This window comes from Amycolatopsis sp. NPDC031561, from assembly GCF_055580625.1.
In genome coordinates this window covers 126,248-150,762 of record NZ_JBVILA010000008.1, presented here as the reverse complement: position 1 = coordinate 150,762, position 24,515 = coordinate 126,248, and the positions used below count along the sequence as shown (strand labels likewise).

The 24,515-nt window shown below is 68.4% G+C and carries 23 protein-coding genes; 11 read left to right on the top strand and 12 right to left on the bottom strand.

The annotated features are described in order from the left end of the window. Position 1: 1 nt before the first annotated feature. Positions 2–2,263, top strand: coding sequence for an ATP-binding cassette domain-containing protein (locus tag ACZ5IK_RS19115; RefSeq protein WP_410665912.1), 2,262 nt, complete (start codon positions 2–4; stop codon positions 2,261–2,263). Between the two features lie 51 nt (positions 2,264–2,314). Here ACZ5IK_RS19115 and ACZ5IK_RS19110 read toward each other — a convergent pair whose 3' ends face one another. Continuing rightward, complete coding sequence (locus ACZ5IK_RS19110) at positions 2,315–3,175, bottom strand: hypothetical protein (RefSeq protein ID WP_465488860.1); 861 nt, start codon at positions 3,173–3,175, stop codon at positions 2,315–2,317. Positions 3,176–3,311: 136 nt separating this feature from the next. On the opposite strand from ACZ5IK_RS19110, the gene ACZ5IK_RS19105 reads away from it, so the two are divergent. The 4 genes from ACZ5IK_RS19105 to ACZ5IK_RS19090 all read left to right on the top strand — a co-directional run bounded on the left by ACZ5IK_RS19105 (position 3,312) and on the right by ACZ5IK_RS19090 (position 6,576). Continuing rightward, positions 3,312–4,445: a metallophosphoesterase gene (locus tag ACZ5IK_RS19105; RefSeq protein ID WP_465488859.1), complete on the top strand. Its 1,134-nt coding sequence runs from the start codon at positions 3,312–3,314 to the stop codon at positions 4,443–4,445. 124 nt (positions 4,446–4,569) lie between these two features. Next, positions 4,570–5,214, top strand: a complete 645-nt coding sequence (locus ACZ5IK_RS19100) for a DUF998 domain-containing protein (RefSeq protein ID WP_465488858.1) — start codon at positions 4,570–4,572, stop codon at positions 5,212–5,214. 23 nt (positions 5,215–5,237) lie between these two features. Then, the gene (locus ACZ5IK_RS19095) at positions 5,238–6,035 is read left to right on the top strand and encodes an alpha/beta fold hydrolase (protein WP_465488857.1); all 798 of its coding nucleotides are present in this window, start codon (positions 5,238–5,240) and stop codon (positions 6,033–6,035) included. 10 nt (positions 6,036–6,045) lie between these two features. After that, complete coding sequence (locus tag ACZ5IK_RS19090) at positions 6,046–6,576, top strand: O-acetyl-ADP-ribose deacetylase (protein WP_465488856.1); 531 nt, start codon at positions 6,046–6,048, stop codon at positions 6,574–6,576. A gap of 418 nt (positions 6,577–6,994) precedes the next feature. On the opposite strand, the gene ACZ5IK_RS19085 is transcribed toward ACZ5IK_RS19090, so the two are convergent. From ACZ5IK_RS19085 to ACZ5IK_RS19075, 3 genes are read right to left on the bottom strand one after another with little or no spacing between them, the layout of a single operon-like run. After that, complete coding sequence (locus ACZ5IK_RS19085) at positions 6,995–7,978, bottom strand: hypothetical protein (protein WP_465488855.1); 984 nt, start codon at positions 7,976–7,978, stop codon at positions 6,995–6,997. Next, the gene (locus ACZ5IK_RS19080) at positions 7,975–9,219 is read right to left on the bottom strand and encodes an MFS transporter (RefSeq protein WP_465488854.1); all 1,245 of its coding nucleotides are present in this window, start codon (positions 9,217–9,219) and stop codon (positions 7,975–7,977) included. Before ACZ5IK_RS19080 ends, ACZ5IK_RS19085 begins: the two co-directional genes overlap by 4 nt. Positions 9,220–9,278: 59 nt before the next feature. Continuing rightward, positions 9,279–10,868, bottom strand: a complete 1,590-nt coding sequence (locus ACZ5IK_RS19075; RefSeq protein WP_465488853.1) for a discoidin domain-containing protein — start codon at positions 10,866–10,868, stop codon at positions 9,279–9,281. Positions 10,869–11,015: 147 nt separating this feature from the next. Between ACZ5IK_RS19075 and ACZ5IK_RS19070 the strand changes: the two genes are divergently transcribed. After that, positions 11,016–11,660, top strand: a complete 645-nt coding sequence (locus ACZ5IK_RS19070; RefSeq protein ID WP_465488852.1) for an HAD-IA family hydrolase — start codon at positions 11,016–11,018, stop codon at positions 11,658–11,660. Here the strand turns inward: ACZ5IK_RS19070 and ACZ5IK_RS19065 are convergent. After that, positions 11,650–12,117, bottom strand: coding sequence for an NUDIX hydrolase (locus ACZ5IK_RS19065; protein ID WP_410603279.1), 468 nt, complete (start codon positions 12,115–12,117; stop codon positions 11,650–11,652). The two genes, ACZ5IK_RS19070 and ACZ5IK_RS19065, sit on opposite strands and share 11 nt — an antisense overlap. 142 nt (positions 12,118–12,259) lie before the next feature. On the opposite strand from ACZ5IK_RS19065, the gene ACZ5IK_RS19060 reads away from it, so the two are divergent. Together ACZ5IK_RS19060 and ACZ5IK_RS19055 are read left to right on the top strand one after the other, a co-directional pair. Further along, entirely contained in the window at positions 12,260–12,706 is a 447-nt protein-coding gene (locus ACZ5IK_RS19060) for a DoxX family protein (RefSeq protein WP_465488851.1), read from the top strand. 191 nt (positions 12,707–12,897) lie between these two features. Beyond that, positions 12,898–13,323 (top strand): DoxX family protein, encoded by a 426-nt coding sequence (locus tag ACZ5IK_RS19055; protein WP_465488850.1) that lies wholly within the window; start codon positions 12,898–12,900, stop codon positions 13,321–13,323. An 81-nt stretch (positions 13,324–13,404) separates the two neighbouring features. Here the strand turns inward: ACZ5IK_RS19055 and ACZ5IK_RS19050 are convergent, their stop codons facing one another. The 5 genes from ACZ5IK_RS19050 to ACZ5IK_RS19030 all read right to left on the bottom strand — a co-directional run bounded on the left by ACZ5IK_RS19050 (position 13,405) and on the right by ACZ5IK_RS19030 (position 18,001). After that, entirely contained in the window at positions 13,405–14,010 is a 606-nt protein-coding gene (locus ACZ5IK_RS19050) for a GTP-binding protein (protein ID WP_101610140.1), read from the bottom strand. Then, entirely contained in the window at positions 13,991–14,362 is a 372-nt protein-coding gene (locus ACZ5IK_RS19045) for a DUF742 domain-containing protein (protein ID WP_101610141.1), read from the bottom strand. Before ACZ5IK_RS19045 ends, ACZ5IK_RS19050 begins: the two co-directional genes overlap by 20 nt. After that, positions 14,359–14,769, bottom strand: coding sequence for a roadblock/LC7 domain-containing protein (locus ACZ5IK_RS19040; RefSeq protein WP_101610142.1), 411 nt, complete (start codon positions 14,767–14,769; stop codon positions 14,359–14,361). Before ACZ5IK_RS19040 ends, ACZ5IK_RS19045 begins: the two co-directional genes overlap by 4 nt. Beyond that, positions 14,770–17,277 (bottom strand): nitrate- and nitrite sensing domain-containing protein, encoded by a 2,508-nt coding sequence (locus tag ACZ5IK_RS19035; RefSeq protein ID WP_465488849.1) that lies wholly within the window; start codon positions 17,275–17,277, stop codon positions 14,770–14,772. It lies immediately after the preceding gene. Between the two features lie 373 nt (positions 17,278–17,650). Continuing rightward, entirely contained in the window at positions 17,651–18,001 is a 351-nt protein-coding gene (locus ACZ5IK_RS19030) for a hypothetical protein (RefSeq protein WP_465488848.1), read from the bottom strand. Between the two features lie 296 nt (positions 18,002–18,297). On the opposite strand from ACZ5IK_RS19030, the gene ACZ5IK_RS19025 reads away from it, so the two are divergent. After that, the gene (locus ACZ5IK_RS19025; RefSeq protein ID WP_465488847.1) at positions 18,298–18,876 is read left to right on the top strand and encodes a TetR/AcrR family transcriptional regulator; all 579 of its coding nucleotides are present in this window, start codon (positions 18,298–18,300) and stop codon (positions 18,874–18,876) included. Between the two features lie 531 nt (positions 18,877–19,407). Here ACZ5IK_RS19025 and ACZ5IK_RS19020 read toward each other — a convergent pair. After that, positions 19,408–20,589 (bottom strand): kynureninase, encoded by a 1,182-nt coding sequence (locus tag ACZ5IK_RS19020; protein ID WP_465488846.1) that lies wholly within the window; start codon positions 20,587–20,589, stop codon positions 19,408–19,410. Between the two features lie 162 nt (positions 20,590–20,751). Between ACZ5IK_RS19020 and ACZ5IK_RS19015 the strand changes: the two genes are divergently transcribed. Further along, on the top strand, positions 20,752–22,611 hold the full coding sequence (locus ACZ5IK_RS19015) for an AMP-dependent synthetase/ligase (protein ID WP_465488845.1): 1,860 nt from the start codon (positions 20,752–20,754) through the stop codon (positions 22,609–22,611). A gap of 135 nt (positions 22,612–22,746) precedes the next feature. Beyond that, entirely contained in the window at positions 22,747–23,403 is a 657-nt protein-coding gene (locus ACZ5IK_RS19010) for a maleylpyruvate isomerase N-terminal domain-containing protein (RefSeq protein ID WP_465488844.1), read from the top strand. 8 nt (positions 23,404–23,411) lie between these two features. Here the strand turns inward: ACZ5IK_RS19010 and ACZ5IK_RS19005 are convergent, their stop codons facing one another. Beyond that, positions 23,412–24,305: an SDR family NAD(P)-dependent oxidoreductase gene (locus ACZ5IK_RS19005; protein WP_101613463.1), complete on the bottom strand. Its 894-nt coding sequence runs from the start codon at positions 24,303–24,305 to the stop codon at positions 23,412–23,414. Positions 24,306–24,515 lie beyond the last annotated feature (210 nt).

Sequence of the window (24,515 nt, the reverse complement as noted above, 5' to 3'; positions counted from 1 at the left end):
CATGCCTTCGGCCGCCGACAGCCACGACATGATCCAGGTGCGCGGAGCCAGAGAGAACAACCTCGCCGACGTCTCGGTCGACATCCCCAAACGCCGCCTCACCGTCTTCACCGGTGTTTCCGGCTCGGGGAAGTCGTCCTTGGTGTTCGGCACCATCGCCGCGGAATCGCAACGGCTGATCAACGAGACCTACACCGCGTTCATCCAGTCCTTCATGGCCCCGGTCGGACGGCCGGACGTGGACACGCTGCGGAACCTGAGCGCCGCGATCGTCGTCGACCAGGAGCGGATGGGGGCCAACTCCCGCTCCACGGTCGGCACCGCGACCGACGCGCACACGATGCTGCGGATCGTCTTCAGCAGGCTGGGCCGGCCGCACGTCGGGACGTCGGGCGCGTTCAGCTTCAACCTTCCCGAGGGGATGTGCCCCGACTGCGAGGGGCTGGGGAAGGTCTCCACCATCGACGTCGACCAGCTCGTCGACAAGGAGCTTTCCCTCGACGAAGGGGCGATCACCGTCCCGAACTTCGCGCCGGGGTCCTGGTACTGGAAGGGACTGGCGGAGGCGGGCTTCGTCGATCCGGCGGTCAAGCTGAAGGACTACACGCCCCAGCAGTGGGAAGACTTCATGCACAAACCCGCCACCAAGATGAAGCTCGGCGGGATGAACACCACCTACGAGGGCCTGCTGGTGAAGGTCCAGCGGCTGTTCCTGGCAAAGGACAAGGAGGCGACGCAGCCGCACATCCGGGCTTTCGTGGATCGCGCGATCACCTTCCAGCGGTGCCCGGCGTGCGAAGGCGCCCGGCTCAACCAGGCGGCGCTGTCGTCGAAGATCGACGGCCTGAACATCGCCGACTGCTCGTCGATGCAGATCAACGACCTGGCCGATTTCGTCCGCAAACTCGACGATCCGTCGGTCGGCCCGTTGATGGAGACCCTGCGCGGCACCCTCGACTCGCTCGTGGAGATCGGCCTCGGCTATCTCAGCCTCGACCGCGAATCCGGGACGCTGTCGGGCGGCGAGGCGCAGCGCGTGAAAATGGTGCGGCACCTGGGCTCCAGCCTCACCGACGTCACCTACGTCTTCGACGAGCCGACCGTCGGGCTGCACCCGCACGACATCCAGCGCATGAACGGCCTGCTGCTCCTGTTGAAGGACAAGGGGAACACGGTGCTCGTCGTCGAGCACAAACCGGAGACGATCGAGATCGCCGACCACGTCGTCGACCTCGGCCCCGGCGCCGGGCCGAACGGCGGGCAGATCTGTTTCACCGGCGACGTCGCCGGACTGCGCGCGTCCGGCACGCTCACCGGACGGCACCTCGACCACCGGGCGCGGCTGCGGGACGAGGTCCGCGTGCCCACCGGGCAGCTCGAGATCCGGAACGCGACGCGGCACAACCTGCGCGGTGTCGACGTCGACATCCCGCTGGGGGTGCTGACCGTGGTCACCGGGGTCGCCGGTTCGGGCAAGAGCTCGCTCATCCACGGCTCACTGTCCACAAGGGACGACGTGGTGGTGCTCGACCAGTCGGCCATCCGCGGCTCGCGGCGGAGCAACCCGGCGACCTACACCGGTCTGCTCGACCCGATCCGCACCGCGTTCGCCAAGGCCAACGGCGTCAAGGCGGCCCTGTTCAGCGCGAACTCCGAAGGCGCCTGCCCGAAGTGCAAGGGCATCGGGCTGATCTACACCGATCTGGCGATGATGGCCGGGGTCGCGACGGTCTGCGAAGAGTGCGAGGGCAAGCGGTTCACCGCCGAGGTGCTGACCTACAAGCTGCGGGGCAAGGACATCAGCGAGGTCCTCGCGATGCCGGTCGCCGAGGCGCGCGAGTTCTTCACCTCGGGGCAGGCGCGGACGATCCTGGACCGGCTCTCCGACGTCGGCCTGGGTTACCTCGGCCTCGGGCAGCCGCTCACCACGCTCTCCGGCGGGGAGCGTCAGCGGATCAAACTGGCCATCCGGATGGCGGAGAAGTCGGCGACGTACGTCCTCGACGAGCCGACCACCGGGCTGCACCTCGCCGACGTCGACCAGTTGCTGGGGCTGCTCGACCGGCTCGTCGACGACGGGAACACGGTGGTGGTCATCGAGCATCACCAGGCCGTGATGGCGCACGCCGACTGGATCGTCGACCTCGGTCCGGGCGCGGGGGTGGACGGGGGCGAGGTGGTCTTCACCGGGACTCCTTCGGAGCTGGTCACCTCCGGTGACACGCTCACGGCACAGCACTTGCGCGCTTACGTGGGGCGCTAGCGCGCGCTATGAAAGTCCCCTTCATTGCAAAATTTGCAATGAAGGGGACTTTCATAGCACCCGGGACCGAGCACGAACCGCTTCACGAAGGGCGACCGCACCGCTAAGTCCCAGCACCCCCAGCGCGAGGCCCGAAGTCACCGTCTCGACCGGCGAAGCCGCGAGCGGCGAGACCCCGGCGACGGACTCGGCCCCCACCACCGCGGTCAGCACGGCGTAAGCACCGATCGCCACCCACACCAGCCGCACGCGCCGCCGTTCCGTCCAGTCCGCGAACCGCAGCAGCCAGGCGAGCCCCGGCAGGATGAGGATCGCGTGCATCGCCACCGCGTGCAGCGGCTTCAGCGCGCCGGCGGTGGTGTACGCGGCCTGCGGGTTCCCGCCCCGCGCCTCGACGACACCGCTCGCGATCATCGCGGCGCCAGCGCCGAGCGCTACCAGCAGCGCGACGAGTCCGGATCGCACCGCGAGCCGCATGCTCGGCGTGGTCTCCCCTTCGCCGCGCATCGCGGCCGCGGTGAACGAGACCGCCGTCAGGATGATGACGCCACCGCCCGCCGCGAGCGTCGTCGACACCGCGTTGTCGAAACCGGTCTCGAAGTTGAAGTGCGACGGAACCCCGCGCCAGGCCTGCATGCTCACCAGCGCCGTCTCGACGACGCTCGCGCCGGTGAAGACGCCGAGCAGCACGTTCCGCACGCGCGGCCGCACCGCGACGTACGACGTCGCCCACGCGACGGTGGCCAGCGTCAGCCCGAACGACAGGCCGAACGTGACCGCTTTCCGCATCGACAGCGGCCCGGTCCACGAATCACCGGACGCGATCAGTACGACCGCGTGCACGACACCGCTGAGGAACAGGAGCACCCCGGTCACGTAGGCGACGCGCTCGATCCGCCGTAATTCCTTCATACGAAAGAGTGTCTTGCGATCCGGCTCACGAAGCGTCGCCCGTGAAGCGACACCTCGCGTACGTCCGCCGACGTAGCTGAGAGGCCCTCAGCGAGGACCGCGGTAGAGACCAATGGTCTGTTAGTCTGGCCGCATCATGCCCCGCATCCTTGTCCGCGTCGCCGCGCTGATCGCCGTTCTCGCCCTCCTGTTCGGAGTGCCGTGGTGGACGATCGTCGGATCCCCCGAACTGCCGGCCGCGCTCGAAGTCCTCGGAACGATCGTGTTCGCCGTCGCCGCGCTGGCCGTGCCCGCGTGCATGATCCTCGGCCACGGCCCGTGGCAACGCGACGTCGCGGCGAAGATCGGCGACCTCTCTCTCGGGCTGATCTGGTTGCTGTTCTCCTTGTCGGTACTCGGAAACGTGCTGCGGCTCGTGCTCTCCGTGTCCGGAGTGGACAGTGCGGCGGGGATCGTGTCCGGTGTCGTCCTGGTGGCCTTCGTGGCACTGGCGGCGTACGGGATGATCGAAGCCCGGCGCGTGCCGCGGCTCAAGGAGCTCGACGTCGTCCTCCCCCGGCTCGGCGCCGGGCTCGACGGTCTTCGTTTCGCGATCATCACCGACACCCACTTCGGCCCGCTGAACCGGACGAAGTGGTCGGAGAAGGTCGTCGAGGTGGTGAACGAACTCGACGCCGACGTCGTGGCCCACGCGGGCGACCTCGCCGACGGTTCCGTCGCCAAACGCGCACAGCAGGTCGCGCCGCTCGGCAAGGTGCGCGCGAAGCTCGGCAAGTTCTACATCACCGGCAACCACGAGTACTTCGGCGAGGCACAGGCCTGGCTCGACCACATGCGCGACCTCGGCTGGGAACCGCTGCACAACCGGCACCTGCCCGTCTCCCAGGGCGGGGACACGCTCGTCTTCGCCGGGATCGACGACCCGACCGGCGCCGCCTCGGGCCTCCCGGGCCACGGCCCCGACCTCCCCGCCGCGCTCGACGGCGTCGCCGCGAGCACCCCGGTCGTCCTGCTCGCGCACCAGCCGAAGCAGGTCAAACAGGCCGCCGAGGCGGGGATCGACCTCCAGATCTCCGGGCACACCCACGGCGGCCAGATCTGGCCGTTCCACCTCCTGGTCCGGCTCGACCAGCCCGTTCTGGCCGGGCTTTCGCGCCACGGCGAGCGCACGCAGCTCTACACGAGCCGCGGCACCGGCTTCTGGGGACCGCCGCTGCGCGTCTTCGCGCCGAGCGAGATCACCGTCCTGACCTTGCGAAACAGCAAGTAGTCCTCTGGTTGCGACGCCTTCGGGCGCCGCACCGGGCATCACCGACAACTTTTTTTGTCTTGACAACTTGAGAGTTCGGAGCGAGAGTGGTGCGCAACGCACCCCGCTCCGAAAGGCCGAGACGATGACCATCGCCGCCGCCCGCACCCACCTCGCCGTTCCGGCCCGCGCCCTGCTCGCCTGCGGCGCCGTCTCGGGCCCGCTGTACTTCCTGACCTCGCTCACCCAGGCCGCGGTCCGCGAAGGCTTCGACCTGACGAAGCACCCGGCGAGCATGCTGAGCAACGGCGACGCCGGCTGGATCCAGGTGACGAACTTCCTGGTCACCGGCGTCCTGATGATCGCCGGAGCGATCGGGCTCAGCCGGACGCTGAAACCCGGCAGAGGCAGCGTCTGGGGTCCACGACTGCTGGGCGTCTTCGGCGTCAGCCTGCTGTTCGCCGCGGTCTTCAAGGCCGACGCGGGCAACGGCTTCCCTGTCGGCGCCGGCCCGGCCACCCTCAGCACCGCGGGGGTCCTGCACATGGCCGCGGGCTCGGTCGGCTTCCTCTCACTGATCGTCGCGACCTTCGTGTTCGCGAGCCGTTTCTCCCGTGAGGGCCACCGCGGCTGGGCCGTTTACTCCCGCGCCACCGGCGTCGCGTTCTTCGCCTCGTTCGCCGGGATCAGCTCCGGCAACGCGAACGCCGTCGTGATGCTCGCCTTCTGGGCCACCGTGATGCTGGCCTGGGGCTGGGTCACCGCCGTCACCATCCGCACAGCCCGCTAGACAACCGAGGAGAATCCCCCGTCATGAGCACCGTGACCTCGCAAGACGGCACCACCATCGCCTACACCTGCACCGGCTCCGGCCCCGCCGTCATCCTGGTCGACGGCGCGATGTGCCACCGCGAATTCGGTCCAGCCAAACCGCTGGCCGCCGAACTGGCCCCGCACTTCACCGTCTACACCTACGACCGCCGAGGCCGCGGCGAGAGCGGCGACACCGAGCCGTTCTCCGTCGCCCGCGAAGTCGAGGACATCGCGGCGCTGATCAAGGAAGCGGGCGGGAGCGCCCACGTCTACGGGATCTCGTCCGGTGCCGCGCTCGCCCTCGAAGCCGCGAAGGCCGGGCTCCCGATCACGAAACTGGCGGTCTACGAATTCCCGCTGGTCGTCGACGACACGCGCCCGCCGGTCCCGGCCGACTACACCGAACGGCTGGAGACGGCCATCGCCACCGGACGGCCCGGCACCGCGATCAAGACCTTTATGCGCGAAGGCGTCCGTGTCCCGGCTCCGGTCGTGTTCATGATGCAGTTCATGCCCGCCTGGCCGAAGCTGAAGAAGGTCGCGCCGACCCTGCGCTACGACGCCGCGTTGTTCGACGGCCTGCACGACGGCACCCCGCTGCCCGAGGGCCGCTGGGCTAGCGTCTCCGTGCCGACACTGGTCATGGACGGCGGCAAGAGCCCCGCGTGGATCCGCAACGGCGTCGCCGCGCTGGCGAAGGCGGTCCCCGGCGCCGAACACCGCACGATCGAGGGCCAGACGCATATGCTCAAGCCGAAGGCGGTGGCCCCGGTACTCGTCGAGTACTTCAACGGCTGACGGAGCGATCATGAGGATCGAACTGGTCGAAGGCGACATCACCGAACAGCGGGTCGACGTCGTGGTGAACGCCGCGAACTCGTCCCTGCTCGGCGGAGGCGGGGTGGACGGCGCGATCCACCGCCGCGGCGGACCGGAGATCCTCGCCGAATGCCGGGCCCTGCGCGCGGGGCACTACGGCAAGGGACTGAAGACCGGAGAGGCGGTCGCCACCACGGCGGGCCGCCTTCCGGCGCGCTGGGTGGTGCACACCGTCGGACCGGTGTGGTCCGATTCCGAAGACCGCTCACCGCTGCTGGCGGCCTGCCACCGCAACTCGCTGCACGTGGCCGCGGACCTCGGCGCGCACACCGTCGCGTTCCCCGCGATCTCGACCGGGATCTACCGGTGGCCGGTGGAGTCCGCCGCGGAGATCGCCCTGGAGACCGTGCTGAGCACGCTCGCGGCCGGGACCGGTTCCGTCGAGGTGGTGCGGTTCGTGCTGTTCGGGAAGGCGAGCTACGACGTGTTCCGGGAACAGGCAGACGCGCTGGGCGTGTAGGTCGCCGCGTGTGTCATGAAAGGGTCGTTCAGGACACTTTTTGTCCTGAACGACCCTTTCATGACACCCATGACAGCCTCCACGAAGTAAGCCTTCGTCGGCGCGGACCTGGACTGCCGACGAGACCCAGCCACGTCCCGACTATCCACACAGGACACTTTGAAAAAAGTCCTATTGGTGCTCATATGCACGGTTCGAAAGGTGGGTCGTGAGTGGCAAAGCGCGTTCTAACCCCCTTATCACTTACGACCCCTCGAAAACCGCACATCTAGCCATCAACCGGACATCCAGCCGCCGGGGAGTGTCCCCGGTGGACACTCGGGGATCGACTAACGCCCGCTAGCCGGTCCGGAACCACGGCGCGGAGGCCACCTTCAGCCCTGAAGCCAGCGAACGGGCCTTTCATGGCACGCGCCACCTACACTCCCGCAGGCGAGGCACCCCGCGCGACCAGCTCCCGAGCCGCCCCGCTCCCATCCGCCGGTACCGCCCAGATCCCCGACTCCAGCCCGTAAGCCACGGTCCGGTCGTCGAGCCACGCGGCCTGGTCGTCCACGCTCCGCGTCTCGGCCAGCAAGGTCTCCTGACCGGAGGCCAGATCGAGCACGGCCAGCCGCCACGGTGCCGCGAGATCGGCGGAAACCCGCTTCTTGAAGGCGATCCGCTTCCCGTCCGGCGAAAGCGACGGGCATTCGACGTTCTCCCGGATCATGTTCGCGCTGAACCGCTCGTAGTCCGCCTCGACGAGGTAGGTCTTCCCCTTCGTCCCCACGGTCGCGTAGAACTTCTTGCCGTTGGCCGCGAAGGTGATCCCCCAGTAGTTCACGTCGGACGAGTAGTACTGCTTGCCATCGAGGAACAGCGCCATCTCCTCGACGCTCTTGAGCAGCTGCCCGCTCGTCAGGTCGAGGATCCCGGCCCTGGTCGAAAACCCCGTCTCCGCATAGGAATCCCCGTTGACGAACAGCGTCCAGTAGGCGAGTTTGCCGTCCGGGGAGACCCGGCCGCGGCTGGGCGTGCCGGGCAGTTCGACCCGTCGGATCTCGTTGAGGTCCTTGTCCAGCACGATGACGTCGGTCATCGGCGGCAGCACGCCGGGTTGCGCGGCGAGGCAGAGCGCCGTCCCCGCCGACGCGGCGAACCGGTCGCAGCTGAGTCCTGCCACCTTCCGCGGTTCGCCGGGCGAATCCGCCGGAACGGTGGCGAGGTGGCCGAAGTCGGGGCCTTCGGCGGTGTTGCGGAACAACAGCTGCCCCTTGACCTGCACCGAAACCGGCTGACCCGACACCACGGCCACGGCGTTGACGCCCGGGCCGCGGTCCCGCGAGTAGAGGCCGTAGCCGACGGCCGCCGTGATCAGGATGGCGACCGCCGCCATCACGCCCAGGATCCGCGTCTTCATGCGTATGTCCTCAGTGGACGGAGTACGGCGGCCGCGACGACCACGACCACCAGTGCGCCGGCGGCGACCAGGACCGCGACGTGCAGATCCCAAGCCGTCCACGCGAGTCCGAAAAGGACGGACGCGAACATCCTCGTCGTCGCCTGGCCGGTCTGCACCAGCGCCAATCCGCTCGCCCGCTGGTGCTCGGGAAGCAGCGGGCCGGCGGCGGCCATCAGGACACCGTCGGTGGCGGCGTAGAAGACACCGTGCAGCACGAGCGCCAGTACCGCCAGCACACCGCCGTCCACCGGCCCGAGCAGCGCCAGAAGCGCGACGACCAGCGCGACGTGCCCGCCGAGGAACACCTTCCAGCGGCCGATCTTGTCCGAAAGTCTGCCGAGGGAGACGGCGAGCAGGAGATACACACCGGCGGTTCCCAGCGGCAGCAAGGGAAAGAAGACCGCGCCGAGATCCCATCGGCGCTGCAGGACGAGGTAGAGGAACGAATCGCTGAGGGTGACCAGGCCCAGCAGCGCAGCCCAGACGCAGATCCGGCGGAACGACGCCTGCCGGATCAAGCCCGCGGTCTCCCGCAAGGAGACCTTGTGCCGTTCGGCCCTCGGCTTGGGCTGGTGGTCCTTGACCAGCACCACCAGGATGATCACGCCGATCGCGGCGATGCAGAAACTCGTGAAGAACACCGAGTCGTAGCTGCCGAGGCTGAGCCACAGCACGGCCATCGCGACCAGCGGGCCGAGGAACGCGCCGAAGGTGTCCATCGCACGGTGCACGCCGAACGCGCGGCCGAGGTGCTCGGGGTCGCTGCTCAACGTGATCAGCGCGTCCCGCGGCGCGGTCCGGACACCCTTGCCGGTGCGGTCGGCCGCGAGCACCGCCCCGATCGCGACGGTGGACGAACCCGCCAGCATCAGGCCGATCTTGCCCAGCGCGGAGAGCCCGTAACCGAAACAGGCCACCGCCTTGAGCCGTTGCCACCGGTCCGCGAGATGCCCGCCGACGAGCCGGACGAGCGCGGTGACACCGGAATAGAGACCGTCGAGCACGCCGAACTGCAGCGGGCTCAGGCCGAGACCGAGGACGAGATAGAGCGGGAGGACCGCGGTCACCATCTCCGACGAGATGTCGGTGACCAGGCTGACCAGGCCGAGCGCGACGACGTTCCCGGTGACGGCCCGCTTCATGCCGCTCTTCGGTACTTCCGCCGCGGTGTCCGCTCCCCTGGCGGTGGCGATGTACATGGGAGACCTCCTACGCCGGATCGGGTGCCGGGCCGCGACCCGGCACCCGATCGCGTGGATCAGTGGCAGGTGTAGGTGGGTGAGGAGTCGATGGTCTTGCCGTCGAGGCCGATCAACTGCGTCGAGAACGCGTTGTCCGACATGTTCAGCTTGAGCACGCCGTAGGTCGAAATCGCCTTCGCCGTCGCCGGGTGCTCCGTCTTGACGGGGTACAGGGACGCCCCGCCGCCACCGCCGATGATCTGCACCGGCCCGTTCGGATCCTTGGCCCCGCTGGCATTCTGCGGGAAGAACCGCTCGTAGTGGTGGTCGTGCCCGTTGAGCACGAGGTCGACCTTGCTCTTGACCATGGTCTCCCAGAGCGTGGCCATCTTCGGGTTGTCGCCGTGGTCACCCGAGGTGTAGCGCGGGTGGTGGTAGTACGCGGCGACGCAGGGCTTGGTGTTCTTCGCCAGGTCCTGCTTGATCCAGTTCAGCTGCTCGTCGCTGACTGCGTTCGCGGCCAGCCCGGGTGAGAACTCCGTGCTGTCGATGGCCACGAAGTGCCAGTTGCCCATTTCCCAGCTGTAGTAGGTCTTCCCGTTCGGCGTCGCGATCTTGCCGAAGTACTTCTTGTAGGCGCCCAGCGGGGTGTCGTCGTAGGTCTCGTGGTTGCCGGGGACCGGGTGCATGATGTTCTTGTACTTGCCCCAGGTCTTGTCGAAGTAGTTCGTGAAGTCCTCGATGTGGGCGTCGTCGTACTGGTTGTCGCCCATGGTGATCACCGCGGCCGGGTTCATCTGCCCGACCAGCGCGGCGGTCTTCGGGTGGACGCACGACGACGAGGACGCGGTGCACTGTTCGGCGATGTCGCCCGAGGCGGCCAGCACGAACGACGAACCGCCGCCCGCCTGCGTGGTCGCCTGGATCTGGCCGCTGGCGGCCGAAGTGTTGCCGGCGGCGTCCTTCGCGCGGACGGTGTACGTGTACGCGGTCGCCGCCGTCAGCCCGCTGTCGGTGTAGGACGCCGTCTCCGACGTTCCCACGACCTGGCCGTTGCGAAGCACTTCGTACGCGCTGACACCGACGTTGTCCGTCGACGCCGTCCACGTGAGGTCCACAGTGGACGAAGTGATCGCCCCGGCCTTGAGGTTCGTGGGCGCGGTGGGCGCCTGGGTGTCGCCGGTGGAGTCCGACGTCCCGTAAACCTGCATCTCCCACAGGGAGTAGCCGTAACTGGTGGCGCGCTTGGTCGCGACGAGGCGGAGGTACCGGCCGCGGGCGGCGAGACCGGTGAGGTCGTCGGTGCCGCCGTTGCCGTTGGTGACGGACTTGACGGAGGTCCACGCCGAGCCGTCGTTGGAGACTTCGAGCTTGTACGCGGTGGCGTACGCCGCTTCCCAGTTCAGCTTGACCCGGTTGACGGCGGAAGGACCACCGAGGTCGACGCGGATGAACTGCGGGTCCCCGCCTTCGGCGCTGGCCCAGCGGGTGTTGGTCTTCCCGTCGACGGCGAGCGGGCCGCCGTACTCAGCGGCCTCGACCGAGGAGACGATGACGGGTTTTCCTTGGGACAAAAGGACATCAGCGGCCTGTGCGTTTCCGCTGAGCAGCGTCGGCAACAGGATGGCGGCCGCGCCTAGTGGCAGTAGTCGGGTTCGGGCCTTCACATCGATCTCCCCGGGAATCCGTGGCGGCGGGTTGAGAGGGACGGGTGCGCGGCGTTGGTCTTTTGTTCACTGTTCGTTTGGTAAGTTTCCTAACGAATGCGTACGGTAATCCGTGCCACTCAGCGAGTCAAGACGTAGACTCGTCCCATGACCGGCGCCTTGATCTTCGACTTCGACGGAACGCTGGTCGACACCGAAGCGGCCGTCCTCGTGGCCTGGCAGGAGACCTTCCGCGAACGCGGAGGCGAGCTCCCCCTCGACGTCTGGCACACCGTGATCGGCACGCAGAACACCGCCGTCGCGATGTTCGAGCTGCTGGCGAAGGACGACGAGAACCTGGACAGGATCGCGGTCCGCACCGGTGTGCGCGCCCGGGTCACCGAGCTGCTGGAATCCGTGGGCCCGCGTCCCGGCGTCCAGGAGTACCTCGACGACGCGAAGGAACAGGGCCTTCGGCTCGCCATCGCGTCGAGTTCGACCGGAGACTGGGTCTCCACGCATCTGAAGCGGCTCGGTCTGACCGACGCTTTCGAGGCCGTCCTCACCGGCGACCTCCACGAGGCGAAGCCGAGCCCGGACCTCTACCTGGCCGCGCTCGCCGCGCTGGACCTGCCGCCGTCCGAGGCGATCGCGATCGAGGACTCGCCGCACGGCGTCACCGCGGCGAAGGCCGCCGGGCTGAGGTGCGTCGCGGTACCGAACCCGATCACCGCGGTGCTGAACTTCGACCACGCCGATCTCGTCCTGGGATCGCTGGCCGACAAACCGCTCAGCGAGTTACTCAGCCGTTGAGCAACTCACCCAGCCGGGTGAGGAATGGACGCTGGCCCTTGAGTAGCTTCTCCTCCGCTTCGGCGAGCCCGAACCAGGCGACCCTGTCGACCTCCGGGAACTCCTGCGTCTTGCCCGACCGCGGCGGCCACTCCATCTCGAAGGTGCCGGGAACGACCTGAGCCGGGTCGAGGTCACCCTCCACCGCCCAGACCGTCACGACCTTGCCGCCGGACTGCTTCACCTCACCAAGCGGGCGGTACTCCCCCTCGGGCGCCGGCAGCCCCAGTTCCTCCTGGAACTCGCGCCGCGCCGCGGCCTCCGGTGTCTCGTCCGCCTCGTACTCGCCCTTGGGCACCGACCAGCCGCCCGCGTCCTTCTTCGCCCAGAACGGCCCGCCCATATGCCCGAGCAGCACCTCGGTCACCTCGCCCGACCTGCGGAAGAGCAGGATCCCGGCACTCGTCTTACCCGCCATGGCTTCCAGTCTGGCCTTGCTCCGATCGGGTGATGCGACCGCCCCGTCAAAAAAGTTTCCGTCCAGATGTCGAATCGCGTCGAACCCGTCCGACGCATGGGCAGAAGCAACCCGACAGCCTCTCCCGGAAGGACCCGGAACCATGACGCAGACCATCACCCCCGCCAAGACCGCCTCCACCTCCACCGTCACCCCGCGCACCGCCAAGGCACAGGGCGCGATCCAGTCGGCCGTCCGGATCGTCGTCTCGTTCCTCTTCCTCTGCCACGGCCTGCAGGGATTCGGCTTCTTCGGTGGCGTCGACGGCGCGGGCGGCTCCGTGGAACTCGGCTCCTGGCCCGGCTGGTACGGCAGCGTGATCGAGGTCGTCGGCGCCGCACTGGTGCTGGTGGGCCTGTTCACCCGGCCGGTCGCGGTGCTCCTCTCCGGCGTCATGGCCTACGCCTACTTCACCGTCCACGCGCCGGAAGGCCTGCTGCCGCCGCAGAACATGGGCGAGCTGTCGACCCTCTACTGCTGGATCTTCCTGCTGATCGCAGTGGTCGGCCCTGGCACCTTCGCCCTCGACACGCTGCGCCGCCGTCGCTGATACCGGAATCGCGAGGCCCCTTTCCTGGAATCATTCCAGGAAAGGGGCCTTTATCGCGTACCTGTCGTTTTCCTGTCAATTCGGCCATACCATGGAATTACCCCCCGAAAGAAAGTTCCCTACAGATGGGGGTATCGGGCATCCTCTATCGCATCAATGGTTTAGACCACCTTGAGCCGGAAGGATGCGTCATGACCCAGACAGCCACCGCCACGACCACCGAGATCGGCCCGACCCCCGCCAAGTGGCAGGGCCTCGGCCTCTCCGTCGTCCGCGTAGTGGTCTCGTTCCTCTTCCTCTGCCACGGTCTGCAGAAGATGGGACTGTTCGACAAGCCCGCCGTCGCGTTCGGCACCTGGCCCGGCTGGTACGCCGGGGTGATCGAGCTGGTCGGCTCGCTGCTGATCCTGGTGGGCCTGTTCACCCGCCCGGTCGCGGTGCTGCTTTCGGGCACGATGGCCTACGCCTACTTCGTCGTCCACCAGCCCGACGCGCTGCTGCCGTTGCAGAACAAGGGTGAGATGGCCGCCCTGTACTCGTGGGTCTTCCTGCTGTTCGCAGTGGTCGGGCCGGGCACCTACGCGCTCGACACGTTGCGCCGCCGCCGCAAGTCCTGATCTCCCACTCTGTGCAATGAAAGGCCCGTTACTTGCGAATTTCGCAAGTAACGGGCCTTTCATTGCGTCTGTGGTGAGGCGTCAGCGACCCTGTGGCAGCCCGGCGGCCAGGTCGGACAGCGCGAGCACGTGCTCCATCAGCACGGTCAGCACCTGCTTCGTCGAGTCGCGTTCCCGCGCGTCGCACAGCAGCAGCGGGACGTCCATGCTGACGTCGAGCGCCTGCCGGACCTCCTCGGTGCCGTAGCGGTACGCGTTGTCGAAGCAGTTGACGGCGACGACGAACGGCAGTCCGCGGCGCTCGAAGAAGTCGACGGCCGCGAAGCAGCTGTCGAGACGCCGGGTGTCGGCCAGCACGACGGCGCCGAGCGCGCCTTCGGCCAGCTCGTCCCACATGAACCAGAACCGGTCCTGCCCCGGCGTGCCGAACAGGTACAGGATCAGCTCGGGGTTGATGGTGATCCGGCCGAAGTCGAGGGCGACCGTGGTGGTCGTCTTCTTTTCGACGCCGGTGAGGTCGTCGACGCCCTCGGACGCCGCGGTGATGACCTCCTCGGTGCGCAGCGGGGGAACCTCGCTGACCGAACCGACCATCGTGGTCTTACCGACCCCGAACCCGCCGGCGATGAGGACCTTGACCGCGTTCGCGGTCAGGGATCGCCGGGGCTCAGAGTTTCCGGATGCCATCAAGAACCGCCTGGAGTACGTGTTTGTTGGGAGTGTCGGTGACCGGTGTCGCGGTACGGAACAGCACGAGGTTCTGTTCGATGAGGTCGCTCAGCAGCACCTTCACCACCGGCAACGGCAGATCGATGCGCGCCGCGACCTCCGCGACGGAGGTCGGTCTCTGGCACAGGTTGAGGATCCGCCCGTACTCCGGCTCGAAGCCGGCGACCTCGTGCGCCGTGCGCATGGCGACCACGAGGGTGATCAGGTCGAGGCCGAGCGTGTCCGAGCGGGTGCGCCCGCCCGTGACGGCGTACGACCGGACCAGCGGACCGGCCTCGTCCTCGAACCACGACTCGTGCCGCCCGCTCATGGCGAACTGGGAGTCGCGGCACGGGGCGCCGAAGTGAGCACCGCGCCGACCCGTTTGACCATCATGTTCATCTCGTAGGCCACGAGGCCCATGTCCGCGTCTTCCTTGGCCAGCAGCGCGAGGCACGCGCCGCGGCCGGCCGCGGTGACGAACAGGAAGGCGTGGTCCATCTCCACCATGGTCTGGCGGACGTTGCCGCCGCCGAAGTGCCGTCCCGTGCCCCTGGCGAGGCTCTGGAACGCCGACGCCACCGCGGACAGGTGCTCGCCATCCTGCTCCGACAGGTTGCCGGACCGTCCGATGAGCAGGCCGTCCGCCGAAAGGACCACCGCCCTGTCCGCACCGCTGACCCGCTTGACCAGGTCATCCAGCAACCAGTCGAGTTCACTGACTCCCGCGTTGGCCATCTAGTCACGATCTCCGTACATGTCGTGGTCGGTGTAGTCGTCGGTGGGCTCGGTGTCCCGGCCGCGGCGCGTCCCCTGCTGGAACGCGGCGAGGCGGTTCCTGGCCAGCTCGGGGGTGTCCTCGCGGACCTCCTCGCGCTGGGCGGCAGGCCGGTCCTCCATCAGTTGGGGGACCAGGTTCGTCTGACGGCGGCGCTGCGGCAGCGGTGGCCTGCCCGGCGCCTCGGGACCGGGTCGCCGGGTCTGCGGCGGACGGCCGTCCTGCGGTCGGGTGTCGGCGGGCGGCCACGCCGGCGGCTGCACCGGCTGCGGCCGGGCCTCGGCACGCGCGGGCTCCGGGCGGATCGGCTCGGGCCGGGGCGTTTCGGGCCGGGGCACTCGCGGCTGGCGCGAGGGCAGCGGCGGCAACGAGGCACCGGGCGAATCGGGACCGGGCTGGTGCATGACCGGGGCCTGAGGGGCCACCGGCATCGGCACGGGGAGCTCGGGCCGTTCCGCGGGGAACTCGGTGCGGTGACGGGCACGACGGCCCGGGAGCAGCGGCGCGGCGTCCGGCACCTCGGTGCTCTCGGGGTCCACCTCGTCCTCCGGCTGATCAGACGGGACCGGCGCGAGCAGGTCGGTGCGGACGAGCACGATGGCCCTGGTGCCGCCGTACGCGGACTCGCGCAGGTGCACGGAGATCCCGTGCCGCGCGGCGAGCCGCGCGACCACGAACAGGCCCAGCCGTGGCTCGGCTGACAACGCCATGATGCCGAAGTCCGGCGGATCGGCCAACATCCCGTTCAGCTCGGCGGCCTGCTCGGGCTCGATGCCGAGGCCCTGGTCCTCGACCTCGATCACGACGCCCTTGCCGACCACGTTGCCCCGGAGCTCGACGCGCGACTGCGGCGGCGAGAACGAGGTCGCGTTGTCGATCAGCTCCGCGAGCAGGTGCACGAGGTCGCCGACGACCGGGCCCTGCACCGCGATCGCGGGCATCTTCGCCGTCTTCACCCTGGCGAAGTCCTCGGTCTCGGCCGAGGCACCACGGGTCAGCTCGGCCAGCGTGACCGGCTTGCGCCACTGACGGCCGGGCTGGCCGCCACCGAGGATGATCAGGTTCTCCGCGTTGCGGCGGGCGCGGGTGGAGAGGTGGTCCAGCTGGAAGAGCGTCTCCAGCTGCTCCGGGTCCTCCTGCTTGCGCTCGGCCTGGTCGAGCACCTTGAGCTGGCGGTGCACGATCACCTGGCTGCGGTGCGCGATGTTGAGGAACACCGTCTTGGTGCCTTCACGGGTCCTTGCCTCTTCGACGGCGGCCGCGATGGCGGTCTGCTGCGCCTTGTTGAAGGCCTCGGCGACCTGGCCGATCTCGTCGTCGCCGTGGTCGAGGAAGTGACCCTTGTCGTCGAGGTCGACGGGCTCGCCCGCCCGCACCCGGTCCACCAGTTCGGGCAGCCGGATCTCGGCGACGTCGAGGGTGTCCTCGCGCAGCCGGGCCAGCCTGCCGATGAGCCGGTTGGACAGCCGCAGGGCGATGAAGAACACCGCGATCGCCACCAGCAGCGCGATGGCCGCGGCGATGGCCGAGGTGATCAGCGTCCGGTCGGCGTCGTCGATGGCCTCGGTGGTGGCGGCGCCACTCTGCTCGACGAAGCCGCGCATCATCGCGTCACCGACGCCGCGAGCCGACTGCAGCCAGAGCTGCTCGGGCACCGGGAGGGTGGCCTTGCTGTTCTGCAGGAAGGTGTTCTCGACCGCGCTGACGGCCTTCCACGGGTCGCTCGCGACGAGCTGGTCGAACTTCGCCTTGACGCCCGGGGACATCCGCGTCACGGAAGACTCGAGCAGCGACCGGTACGAACCGACCTGGGTGACATACGCGCGGTAGGTCTCGTCGGTGAAGCCGCCGCCCGCCACGGCCGCGGCGGCGAGGGAGTTCGCGCGCTGGAACTGGTCGATCGCGGTGAACAGCGGCACCGCGGTGATCCGCTGGTAGGCGTTCTCCGCGTTCGGCGCGTCCTGGGCGAAACCGGTGAGACCTTCGACGAACTGGTCGACGATCTGGTTGTAGTAGGTGAAGGCGTCGAGCAGCGGCAACTGACCGGAGTCGGCCGACTGCCGGATCTGCGGCATCTTCTGGAAGAGCCCGCTCACCGTGGCGATGTTGCGCTGCACGCTGTCGGGCGAGTTGCCGACCAAGGTCTGGAGATAGCTGACGACGCCTTGGGTGGCGGCGTCGGTCTTGGCGCGCTGCTCCACGAGCGCGGCGTGCTGCGAACGGTCGCCCGCGAGCTCGCGCAGCGTCAGCCGGCGCTCCTCCTGGATCTGACCGAAGAAGGGGACGGTGGGCGCTTCCGAGCCCCGGATCCGTTGCGCGTAGTCGCGACCGTTGACCGCGTCGAAGATCAAGTACCCGCCGATCGCGAGACCGACCAGCATCAGCGCGATGCTCGGAATGAGCGCGATCGTCAGAACGCGCGAACGAATCGAAGAGCCGCGGCCTCGTCGAAGGGAAATCTGCTTCACCGTGGTCCGTTTTCCTTCCGGCAGTTATTGGTGTCGGGTCGCCGGGGATCTCATACCCGCGGGATCCGATAGCCGGATCAACACAGCGTGGTCCGCTCCGCCCGCGAAGACGCTAGGAGACCCAAACGGGTGAGTCAAGCCCGGACGCGAAGGGTAGTCGCGTATCGCCGTGACCAGCTGACAAGAGGCCGTCGGACCTCGAAAGTCCACCACGTGGACAGGGGTGCCCCGCTAAGTGACTCACCAGTAGATCACCTGGCGGTTTACCGCAGGCAGCGGCTTGATCGGCACTCATCGGACTCGATCAAGTACCAGCCCGCCGCACTCGCGTCCGCGCGAAAAAGTCCACGAAAACTACTCGCCGTGACCTCGCTCACGCTTTCGGACCAGGGCTCCACATACCGTTCGGTTTGCGAACGACTTCACCCCGAAGGAAGGCGGCCGTAAGACCGTTCGATCCGCGGAATCGAGAATTGACGGCGCTTTTTGCGGGCGAATCGGCGAAATGATCTTCGGCGGCGCGGCCGAGCTCCTCCTCGAGGAGTGTGCCGACCCTCCTGGACGCGTCGCGGAGCATCCGGACCCCCGCCCAGCACAAGGTGACCACCCCGGCGACCAGAATCACGACGAGCGCCGTCTCGACCGGGTAACGCGAGCCGAATTCGTTGAGCAGGAAACCGGAAGCAACGCCGAACACGGCGACGGCGGTATAGGTGATCGACACAATCCCCTCCTTCTCCAGGCGCCGTGGCCCACGCCTCGCCACCGAGACGAGCGACGCGGGTTTTCCTTACGCCACAGGGGAAGGATCTACGTCACACTCGCGGCGAGAGCGAATATCGAGACTAACAGCGGATTCACCAAAGATCGCCTCGTCTCCCCCGAGGGGGCGAGGTGATCACCTTTTTGCCACCGATTCCCGAATGAACTTCACCATTTGCGCGGCTGTCACGAAGCCTTCCTATAAGGCGAATTCGCACGTCGACGGCAGCAAGACAGAACGTTCTATATGCTGGAGGCATGGCAGCCACGACCACCCGCCGCTCCGCGGCCAGGGACCGCCTCCTGGAGACGGCGTCGAAGATCTTCTACACGCAGGGAATCCACTCCGTCCCCGTGGACGACGTCATCGTCGCGGCCGAGGTCAGCCGGGCGACCTTCTACCGGCACTTCCCCGGCAAGGAAGACCTGGTCCGCGCCTACCTCGAAGCCGAACACGACCGGATCCGCGGTCTCGTCGCCGTCGCGGCGGAACGGAAGCCGGAGACTTCGAAAATGCTCGAAATCCTCGTCCTCGGCATCGGCGAGGAGCTCTGCGCGCCGGGCTTCCGCGGCTGCCCGTTCATCAACGCGGCCGCCGAGTACCCGGATCCGGAGCACCCCGTGCGGCGGGTCGTGCGCGAACACCGGACGTGGTTCCGCGACTCGATCGCGGAGATCGTCGGCGCGGCGGGGCACCCCGACCCCGCGGCCGTCGCACGGGAGCTGACCCTCCTGCGCGACGGGGCCATGGTCGGCGGCTATCTCGAAGACGCGGACGAGGTGCGCGAAAGCCTCGCGCACGCCGCCCGCGCCGTGCTCAGCGCCGGAGTTCCCTGACTGGAGTCGTGAGTGGCAAAGAGGGCTAGAGCGGACCGGTAGTTGCTTACCTACGCGTGACCAGGGCGAAGGTGAGGTGCGGGAGTCGAGGGGTCGCTCCGGTCTCGGGGCTCGATTACACCGGAATCTCGCCGCTACAGGGTTCGAGTGTGGAGGATTCCGGACGTTCAACGTCCCAAATCTTCCACACTCGGTTTCACGCAGTCACCTGACCACTACGGGATGGCGGCTCACGCGTGTGCCAGGTGTTGACGATGAAGGAATTGGGACGTTGAGTGTCCCGATTCCTTCATCGTCGATGGGGTGTCGGTCCGGTCTCGGGTCTTGATCGACGGAGGATCGGGGACACTCAACGTCCCCGATCCTCCGTCGATCAAGACCATGCCACTCACCCACATCGGACATTTACCCGCCTGAAGGTGTCCCCTGTGGACAGTCAGGATGTGGTCGGCTCTCGTCGACCGGCCAGATCCGCGACGCTGAAGGCTCGGCGCGACTCGACCGCGAAACATGAAACGTTCGCCCTTCTCCTCAATAGTTCCCCCGGTGTAGTTCCCCCAGTGTCGTGACAGCGCGGAGCACCTCGCCGTAGGTGGTGTAGAGCGGCGCCAGGCCGAACCGCAGCACGTTGGGCGGGCGGAAGTCCCCGATCACCCCTCGCTCGATCAAGGCCGCCATCGTCTTGGCCGCGTCGTCGTCGACGACCGAGATCTGGTGCCCGCGGTCGTGTCCGCGCGGGGTCGGGATCGTCGCGCCGTCGAGGAGTTCGTCCGCGCACCGGAAGAAGAAGTCGCCGAGCGCGAGGCCTTTCCGGCGCAGCAGCCCGCGATCCACGCCGTCCCAGACGTCGAGGGCCGCGTCCAAGGCCAGCAGCGAAAGCATGTCGGGAGTACCCGCGCGGCCACGCGAGATCCCGGCGTGCGCCTCGTACGCGCCGCGCATCGCGAACGGATCGCGATCACCGGCCCAGCCGGCCAGCGGCTGCTCGAACCGGTCCAGCCATTTTGTTGCCACGTAAAGGAAAGCGGGTGAACCCGGACCGCCGTTGAGGAATTTGTAGGTGCAGCCGACGGCGAGGTCCACTCCCGAGGCGTCCAGTTCCACCGGGAGCGCGCCGACGCTGTGGCAGAGGTCCCAGAGCGCGAGCGCCCCCGCTCCGTGCAGCGCGCCGGTCAGCGCGGCCATGTCGTGGACGCGTCCGGTGACGTAGTCGACGTGGTTGATCAGCGCGACGGCCGTCCGTTCGCTCACCTCGTCCGGCAGGTCCTCGGCGACGACCCGGCGCACCGTGCGCCCGGTCAGCCGGGCGGCCTCGTCCGCGAGGTAGCCGTCGGTCGGGAACGTGTCCGCGTCGACGAGGATCTCGTCGCGGCCCGGCCTGAGCCGGGTCGCGGCGACCAGCGCCTTGAACAGGTTCACACTGGTCGAGTCCGCCACGACGACCTGCCCCGGCGCGGCCCCCACGAGCGGCGCGATCCGTTCGCCGACCCGTTCCGGCGCCTCCCACCAGCCTTCCGACCAGGATCGGATGAGCCGTCCGCCCCATTCCTCGCGGATGACCGCGGCGACACGTCCGGCGACGTGCTTCGGCGGCGCGCCCAGCGAGTTGCCGTCGAAATAGGCGACGCCCGCGTCGAGGTCGAATTCGTTTCGCTTGTGCGCCAAGGGATCAGCCGCGTCCAGAGCCGCGGCCTCGGCTACGAGGTCAGTCACGTGGTCATCGTCGGTGACGGTGTCGCGGAAGTCCACGACTGACGCGATGAAAACGGAAAAGGTGGACATTTCGCGTAGCGCAACCGTGGCCGCGATTCTCTATCCACCACTGACCGGAGCCCTTACAGTGTGCCTGATCAGGCAGCATCGAGGAGGCCAGCGTTGACCAACCAGCCGACCGTCGCCGAGCAGATCGAAGGCCAGACCATCCCCGCCCTGCTTCACCGCAACGCCCAGGAGTTCGGTGAGCTGCCGGCGGTCACGTCACTCGACATCGAGGGCAAGCCGACCCTGAACTGGCGTGAGTTCCGCACCGCCATCGCGGAGGTGTCGCGCGGGCTCGCCGGGCTCGGGCTCGGCTCCCGCGACCGGATGCTGATCATGGCGCCGAGCAGTCCCGAGCACCTGATCGCCGACCTCGCCGCGGCCCATCTCGGCGCGATCCCGTGCACCGCGTACGCGACGCTCAGCCCCGAGCAGATCGGGTACGTCGCCCGGCACAGCGCCGCCGGCGTCGTCGTGCTCGCCGGTGCCGACGAGCTCGGCCGCTGGTCCCAGATCCTCGACGACCTGCCCGCGCTGCGCCACATCGTCCTGCTCGACGCGTCCGTGGTCCCCGCGGACGACAAACGGTTCCTCTCGTTCGCGGAGCTGCGCGCGGCGGGCGCAGCGGCCCACGCGGCCGACCCGTCGGCGTTCGAGACCGCGTGGTCCGCGATCGGCCAGGACGACCCGCTGTCGATGATCTACACCTCCGGCACCACCGGCGACCCCAAGGGTGTCGTGCTGTCGCACCGGAACGCGATCTACGAGGCGATCGCGGTCCAGAAACTGCACGAGTCGCCGATGCACGCCACGAACATCGCGTACCTTCCGCTCGCGCACATCGCCGAACGCGAACTGTCGATCTACATGCCGATCGTGTGGGCCGGGCACGTGCACACCGTCGGCGACCCGACCACCGTCGTCGGCGCGCTGGGCCAGGTGCACCCGAAGAGCTTCTTCGGTGTCCCGCGGGTGTGGGAAAAGATGGTCGCGGGCCTGAAGAACCTGCTCGGTTCGCTGCCGGAGGACAAGCGGAACGGGCTGCTCGGTGCCAACGAACTGCTGCAACAGGGCTACAAACTGCGCAGTGACGGCAAAGAGGTCCCGCCGGAGCTTGCGGAGAAGATCGCGCAGACCGACGCGGCCGCGCTCGCGCCGGTGCGGGCGATGCTGGGCCTGGACCAGATCGAGGTCGCCACCAGCGGTGCCGCCGCGCTGCCGGTGGAGATCCTGTACTTCATCGCCGGGCTCGGCGTCGAGATCCAGGAGGTCTGGGGACTGTCCGAGACCACCGGCGCGGTCACGTCGAACACGCCGGGCGCGTTCAAGGCGGGCTCGGTCGGGAAGCCTCTGGAAGGCATCGAAGTGAAGGTCGCCGAGGACGGCGAACTGCTGGTCCGCGGCCCGATCGTGTTCCTCGGCTACCTGCAGGAGGACGGCTCGATCAAACCGGACATCGACGCCGACGGCTGGCTCGCCACCGGCGACATCGGGACCATCGACGAACGTGGCTTCGTCACGATCACCGACCGCAAGAAGGAACTGATCATCACCTCGAGCGGCAAGAACATCGCGCCGACGAAGGTCGAGGGCCTGCTCAAGGAGCACCCGCTGATCGGGCAGGCCGTCGCGATCGGCGAGAAGCGGCCGTACGTGACGGCGCTGATCGTCATCGACGACGAGATCGCGCCGGGCTGGGCGACCGCGAACGGCATCCAGCTCACCGAAGGCGAATCGCTGGCCGACAACGCGCAGGTGCGCGCGGAGATCGAAAAGGCCGTCGAAGCGGCGAACGCGCGGCTGGCGCGGATCGAGCAGATCAAGCGCTACCACGTGATCCCGAAGGCGTGGACGCCCGAAAGCGGCGAGGTGACCCCGACGCTGAAGCTGAAGCGACGGATCATCAACGACCGGTACGCGCCGGCGATCGCGGATCTCTACGAGGCCTCCGCTCCGGCGCCCGCCGCGGGTTCCTGACCCGAGTCCGCGCGCGTGCAATGAAAGGCCCGTTACTGGCAAATTTTGCCAGTAACGGGCCTTTCATTGCACGCGCACCACGCCCCCGGCACAAAGCGGTCGCCACCAGGGCGCCGTCGCTGCTAACTTGCCGCCGTGGATCTCTTCTCCCGCTCGTGGGCGGCGCTCCTCGCCGCCGTCGCCGAAACCCCCGACGAAGACTTCACCAAGCCGTCCGGCTGCGCGGGCTGGCTGGTCCAGGACCTGGTGTGTCACCTGGTGATCGACGCCCAGGACGTCCTGATCACCCTCGCCACCCCCGCCGAAACGGCACCGACGCGCGACGCGGTCACCTACTGGGAGGTCACCGGCCAGCCGCCCACCGGCGAAGACGACCTCGACGCGCTGATCGTGCGGCTCGCCGCCGCGTACCAGGAGCCCCGGCTCCTCAAGTTCCACCTGGACGACGTCGGTTCGGCCGCGGGCCGGGCGGCCGGCCTCGCCGACCCGGGGACGCGGGTCGCCACCCGCGACATCGTCCTGTCCGCAGGCGACTACCTGACCGCGTACGTCCTGGAGTGGACGTTGCATCACCTCGACCTCGTCGCGCACCTACCGCACCTCGCGGGCCCGGCCGACGACAGCCTCGCGAAGACGCGGCAGATCCTGGAGCAGCGCACCGGGGAGAAGTTCCCGGCGTCGTTCTCCGACACGGACGCGCTGCTGGTCGGCACCGGACGCCGCGAGCCGACCGGTGCGGAGAAGGCCGAACTAGGCGATCTCGCCGCGAAGCTGCCGTTCGTCGTCGGCTGAGTGGTCGGCTAAGCCGTCCGGGTCGACTCCGTCCACTTGCGCAGCCGGGGCGGGACACGCTTTTCGAGGCCGTAGTTCTCCAGGTGCGCGCTGAACACCTCGTCGAAGGCGCGCTGCACGGTCTCGGTGTCCCACACCGGCCGCTCGAGGATGGGCTGCTTCAGGTACGGCTGCCCCATGACGTGCAGTTGCGGCCCGTTGCAGCGGATCATCTGCCCGGTGATCCCGTGGGATCCGGCGCCGAGCAGGAACAGCACGACCGGCGCGATCCGCGACGGCGTCCGGTCCGGCGGGCAGGAGCGCAGTGACCGTTCGGACTTCCACACCATCCGGGTGTGCGCGAGCGGGCAGACCGCGTTCACCCGGATCCCGCTCTCCTCCAGGTCGAGCGCCCAGGAGTAGGTCAGCGAAGCGACGGCGCCCTTGCTGGCGGCGTACACGCCGAGCTTGCGCTGCCCGAGCGAGGCCCCGGACGAGATGTTGACGATCGAGCCCTGTTTTCCCCGCGCGACCATCGCCTTGATGGCGGCGAGGCCGGTGTACATGACGCCGAGGACGTTCACCTCGACCAGTTCGCGGGCCTGCTCGACGTCGTCCTCCCACGGCAACGCCTCGTAGTTCAGGCCCGCGTTGTTGACCAGCCCGTCGATCGCGCCGAACTCGGCCAGGCAGAGGTCGACGATCTCCTGCGCCTGCTTCGGATCCGCGACGCTGTGCCCGCTGGCGACCGCCTTGCCACCGAAGCGGCGGATGTTCTCCGCCGTCCGCTCGGCCAGCGCGACGTCGATGTCGTTGACCACGACGGCCCCACCCGCCCTGGCCACGTGCACCGCGAACGCCTCGCCGAGGCCCCGTCCCGCCCCGGTCACGACGACGGCTTTGTCGTCGAGCAAACCGTTCATCGCCTTCACCCCTTTGGCCCGGCCGGCCTCCACCTCCAGGCCGGTCTCTACTCAGTGTTGGCCCATTCGGCCCAACCGGAACTCAGGCGGCGCTGAACGGCGGGCAGGCTGCGCCGAGCGAGTGCGGGGCGACAGGCGCGCAGATACCCGCGGACGAGTCAGAGCGGCGTCACTCACCGGTCAGACGGCGTAGCTCGATCGGCCTAACGG

Bases quoted from the DNA above. Each gene is read 5' to 3' on its own strand.
- ACZ5IK_RS19115 (WP_410665912.1), top strand. From the start codon at position 2: ATGCCTTCGGCCGCCGACAGCCACGACATGATCCAGGTGCGCGGAGCC.
- ACZ5IK_RS19110 (WP_465488860.1), bottom strand. From the start codon at position 3,175: ATGAAGGAATTACGGCGGATCGAGCGCGTCGCCTACGTGACCGGGGTG.
- ACZ5IK_RS19105 (WP_465488859.1), top strand. From the start codon at position 3,312: ATGCCCCGCATCCTTGTCCGCGTCGCCGCGCTGATCGCCGTTCTCGCC.
- ACZ5IK_RS19100 (WP_465488858.1), top strand. From the start codon at position 4,570: ATGACCATCGCCGCCGCCCGCACCCACCTCGCCGTTCCGGCCCGCGCC.
- ACZ5IK_RS19095 (WP_465488857.1), top strand. From the start codon at position 5,238: ATGAGCACCGTGACCTCGCAAGACGGCACCACCATCGCCTACACCTGC.
- ACZ5IK_RS19090 (WP_465488856.1), top strand. From the start codon at position 6,046: ATGAGGATCGAACTGGTCGAAGGCGACATCACCGAACAGCGGGTCGAC.
- ACZ5IK_RS19085 (WP_465488855.1), bottom strand. From the start codon at position 7,978: ATGAAGACGCGGATCCTGGGCGTGATGGCGGCGGTCGCCATCCTGATC.
- ACZ5IK_RS19080 (WP_465488854.1), bottom strand. From the start codon at position 9,219: ATGTACATCGCCACCGCCAGGGGAGCGGACACCGCGGCGGAAGTACCG.
- ACZ5IK_RS19070 (WP_465488852.1), top strand. From the start codon at position 11,016: ATGACCGGCGCCTTGATCTTCGACTTCGACGGAACGCTGGTCGACACC.
- ACZ5IK_RS19065 (WP_410603279.1), bottom strand. From the start codon at position 12,117: ATGGCGGGTAAGACGAGTGCCGGGATCCTGCTCTTCCGCAGGTCGGGC.
- ACZ5IK_RS19060 (WP_465488851.1), top strand. From the start codon at position 12,260: ATGACGCAGACCATCACCCCCGCCAAGACCGCCTCCACCTCCACCGTC.
- ACZ5IK_RS19055 (WP_465488850.1), top strand. From the start codon at position 12,898: ATGACCCAGACAGCCACCGCCACGACCACCGAGATCGGCCCGACCCCC.
- ACZ5IK_RS19050 (WP_101610140.1), bottom strand. From the start codon at position 14,010: ATGGCATCCGGAAACTCTGAGCCCCGGCGATCCCTGACCGCGAACGCG.
- ACZ5IK_RS19045 (WP_101610141.1), bottom strand. From the start codon at position 14,362: ATGAGCGGGCGGCACGAGTCGTGGTTCGAGGACGAGGCCGGTCCGCTG.
- ACZ5IK_RS19040 (WP_101610142.1), bottom strand. From the start codon at position 14,769: ATGGCCAACGCGGGAGTCAGTGAACTCGACTGGTTGCTGGATGACCTG.
- ACZ5IK_RS19025 (WP_465488847.1), top strand. From the start codon at position 18,298: ATGGCAGCCACGACCACCCGCCGCTCCGCGGCCAGGGACCGCCTCCTG.
- ACZ5IK_RS19005 (WP_101613463.1), bottom strand. From the start codon at position 24,305: ATGAACGGTTTGCTCGACGACAAAGCCGTCGTCGTGACCGGGGCGGGA.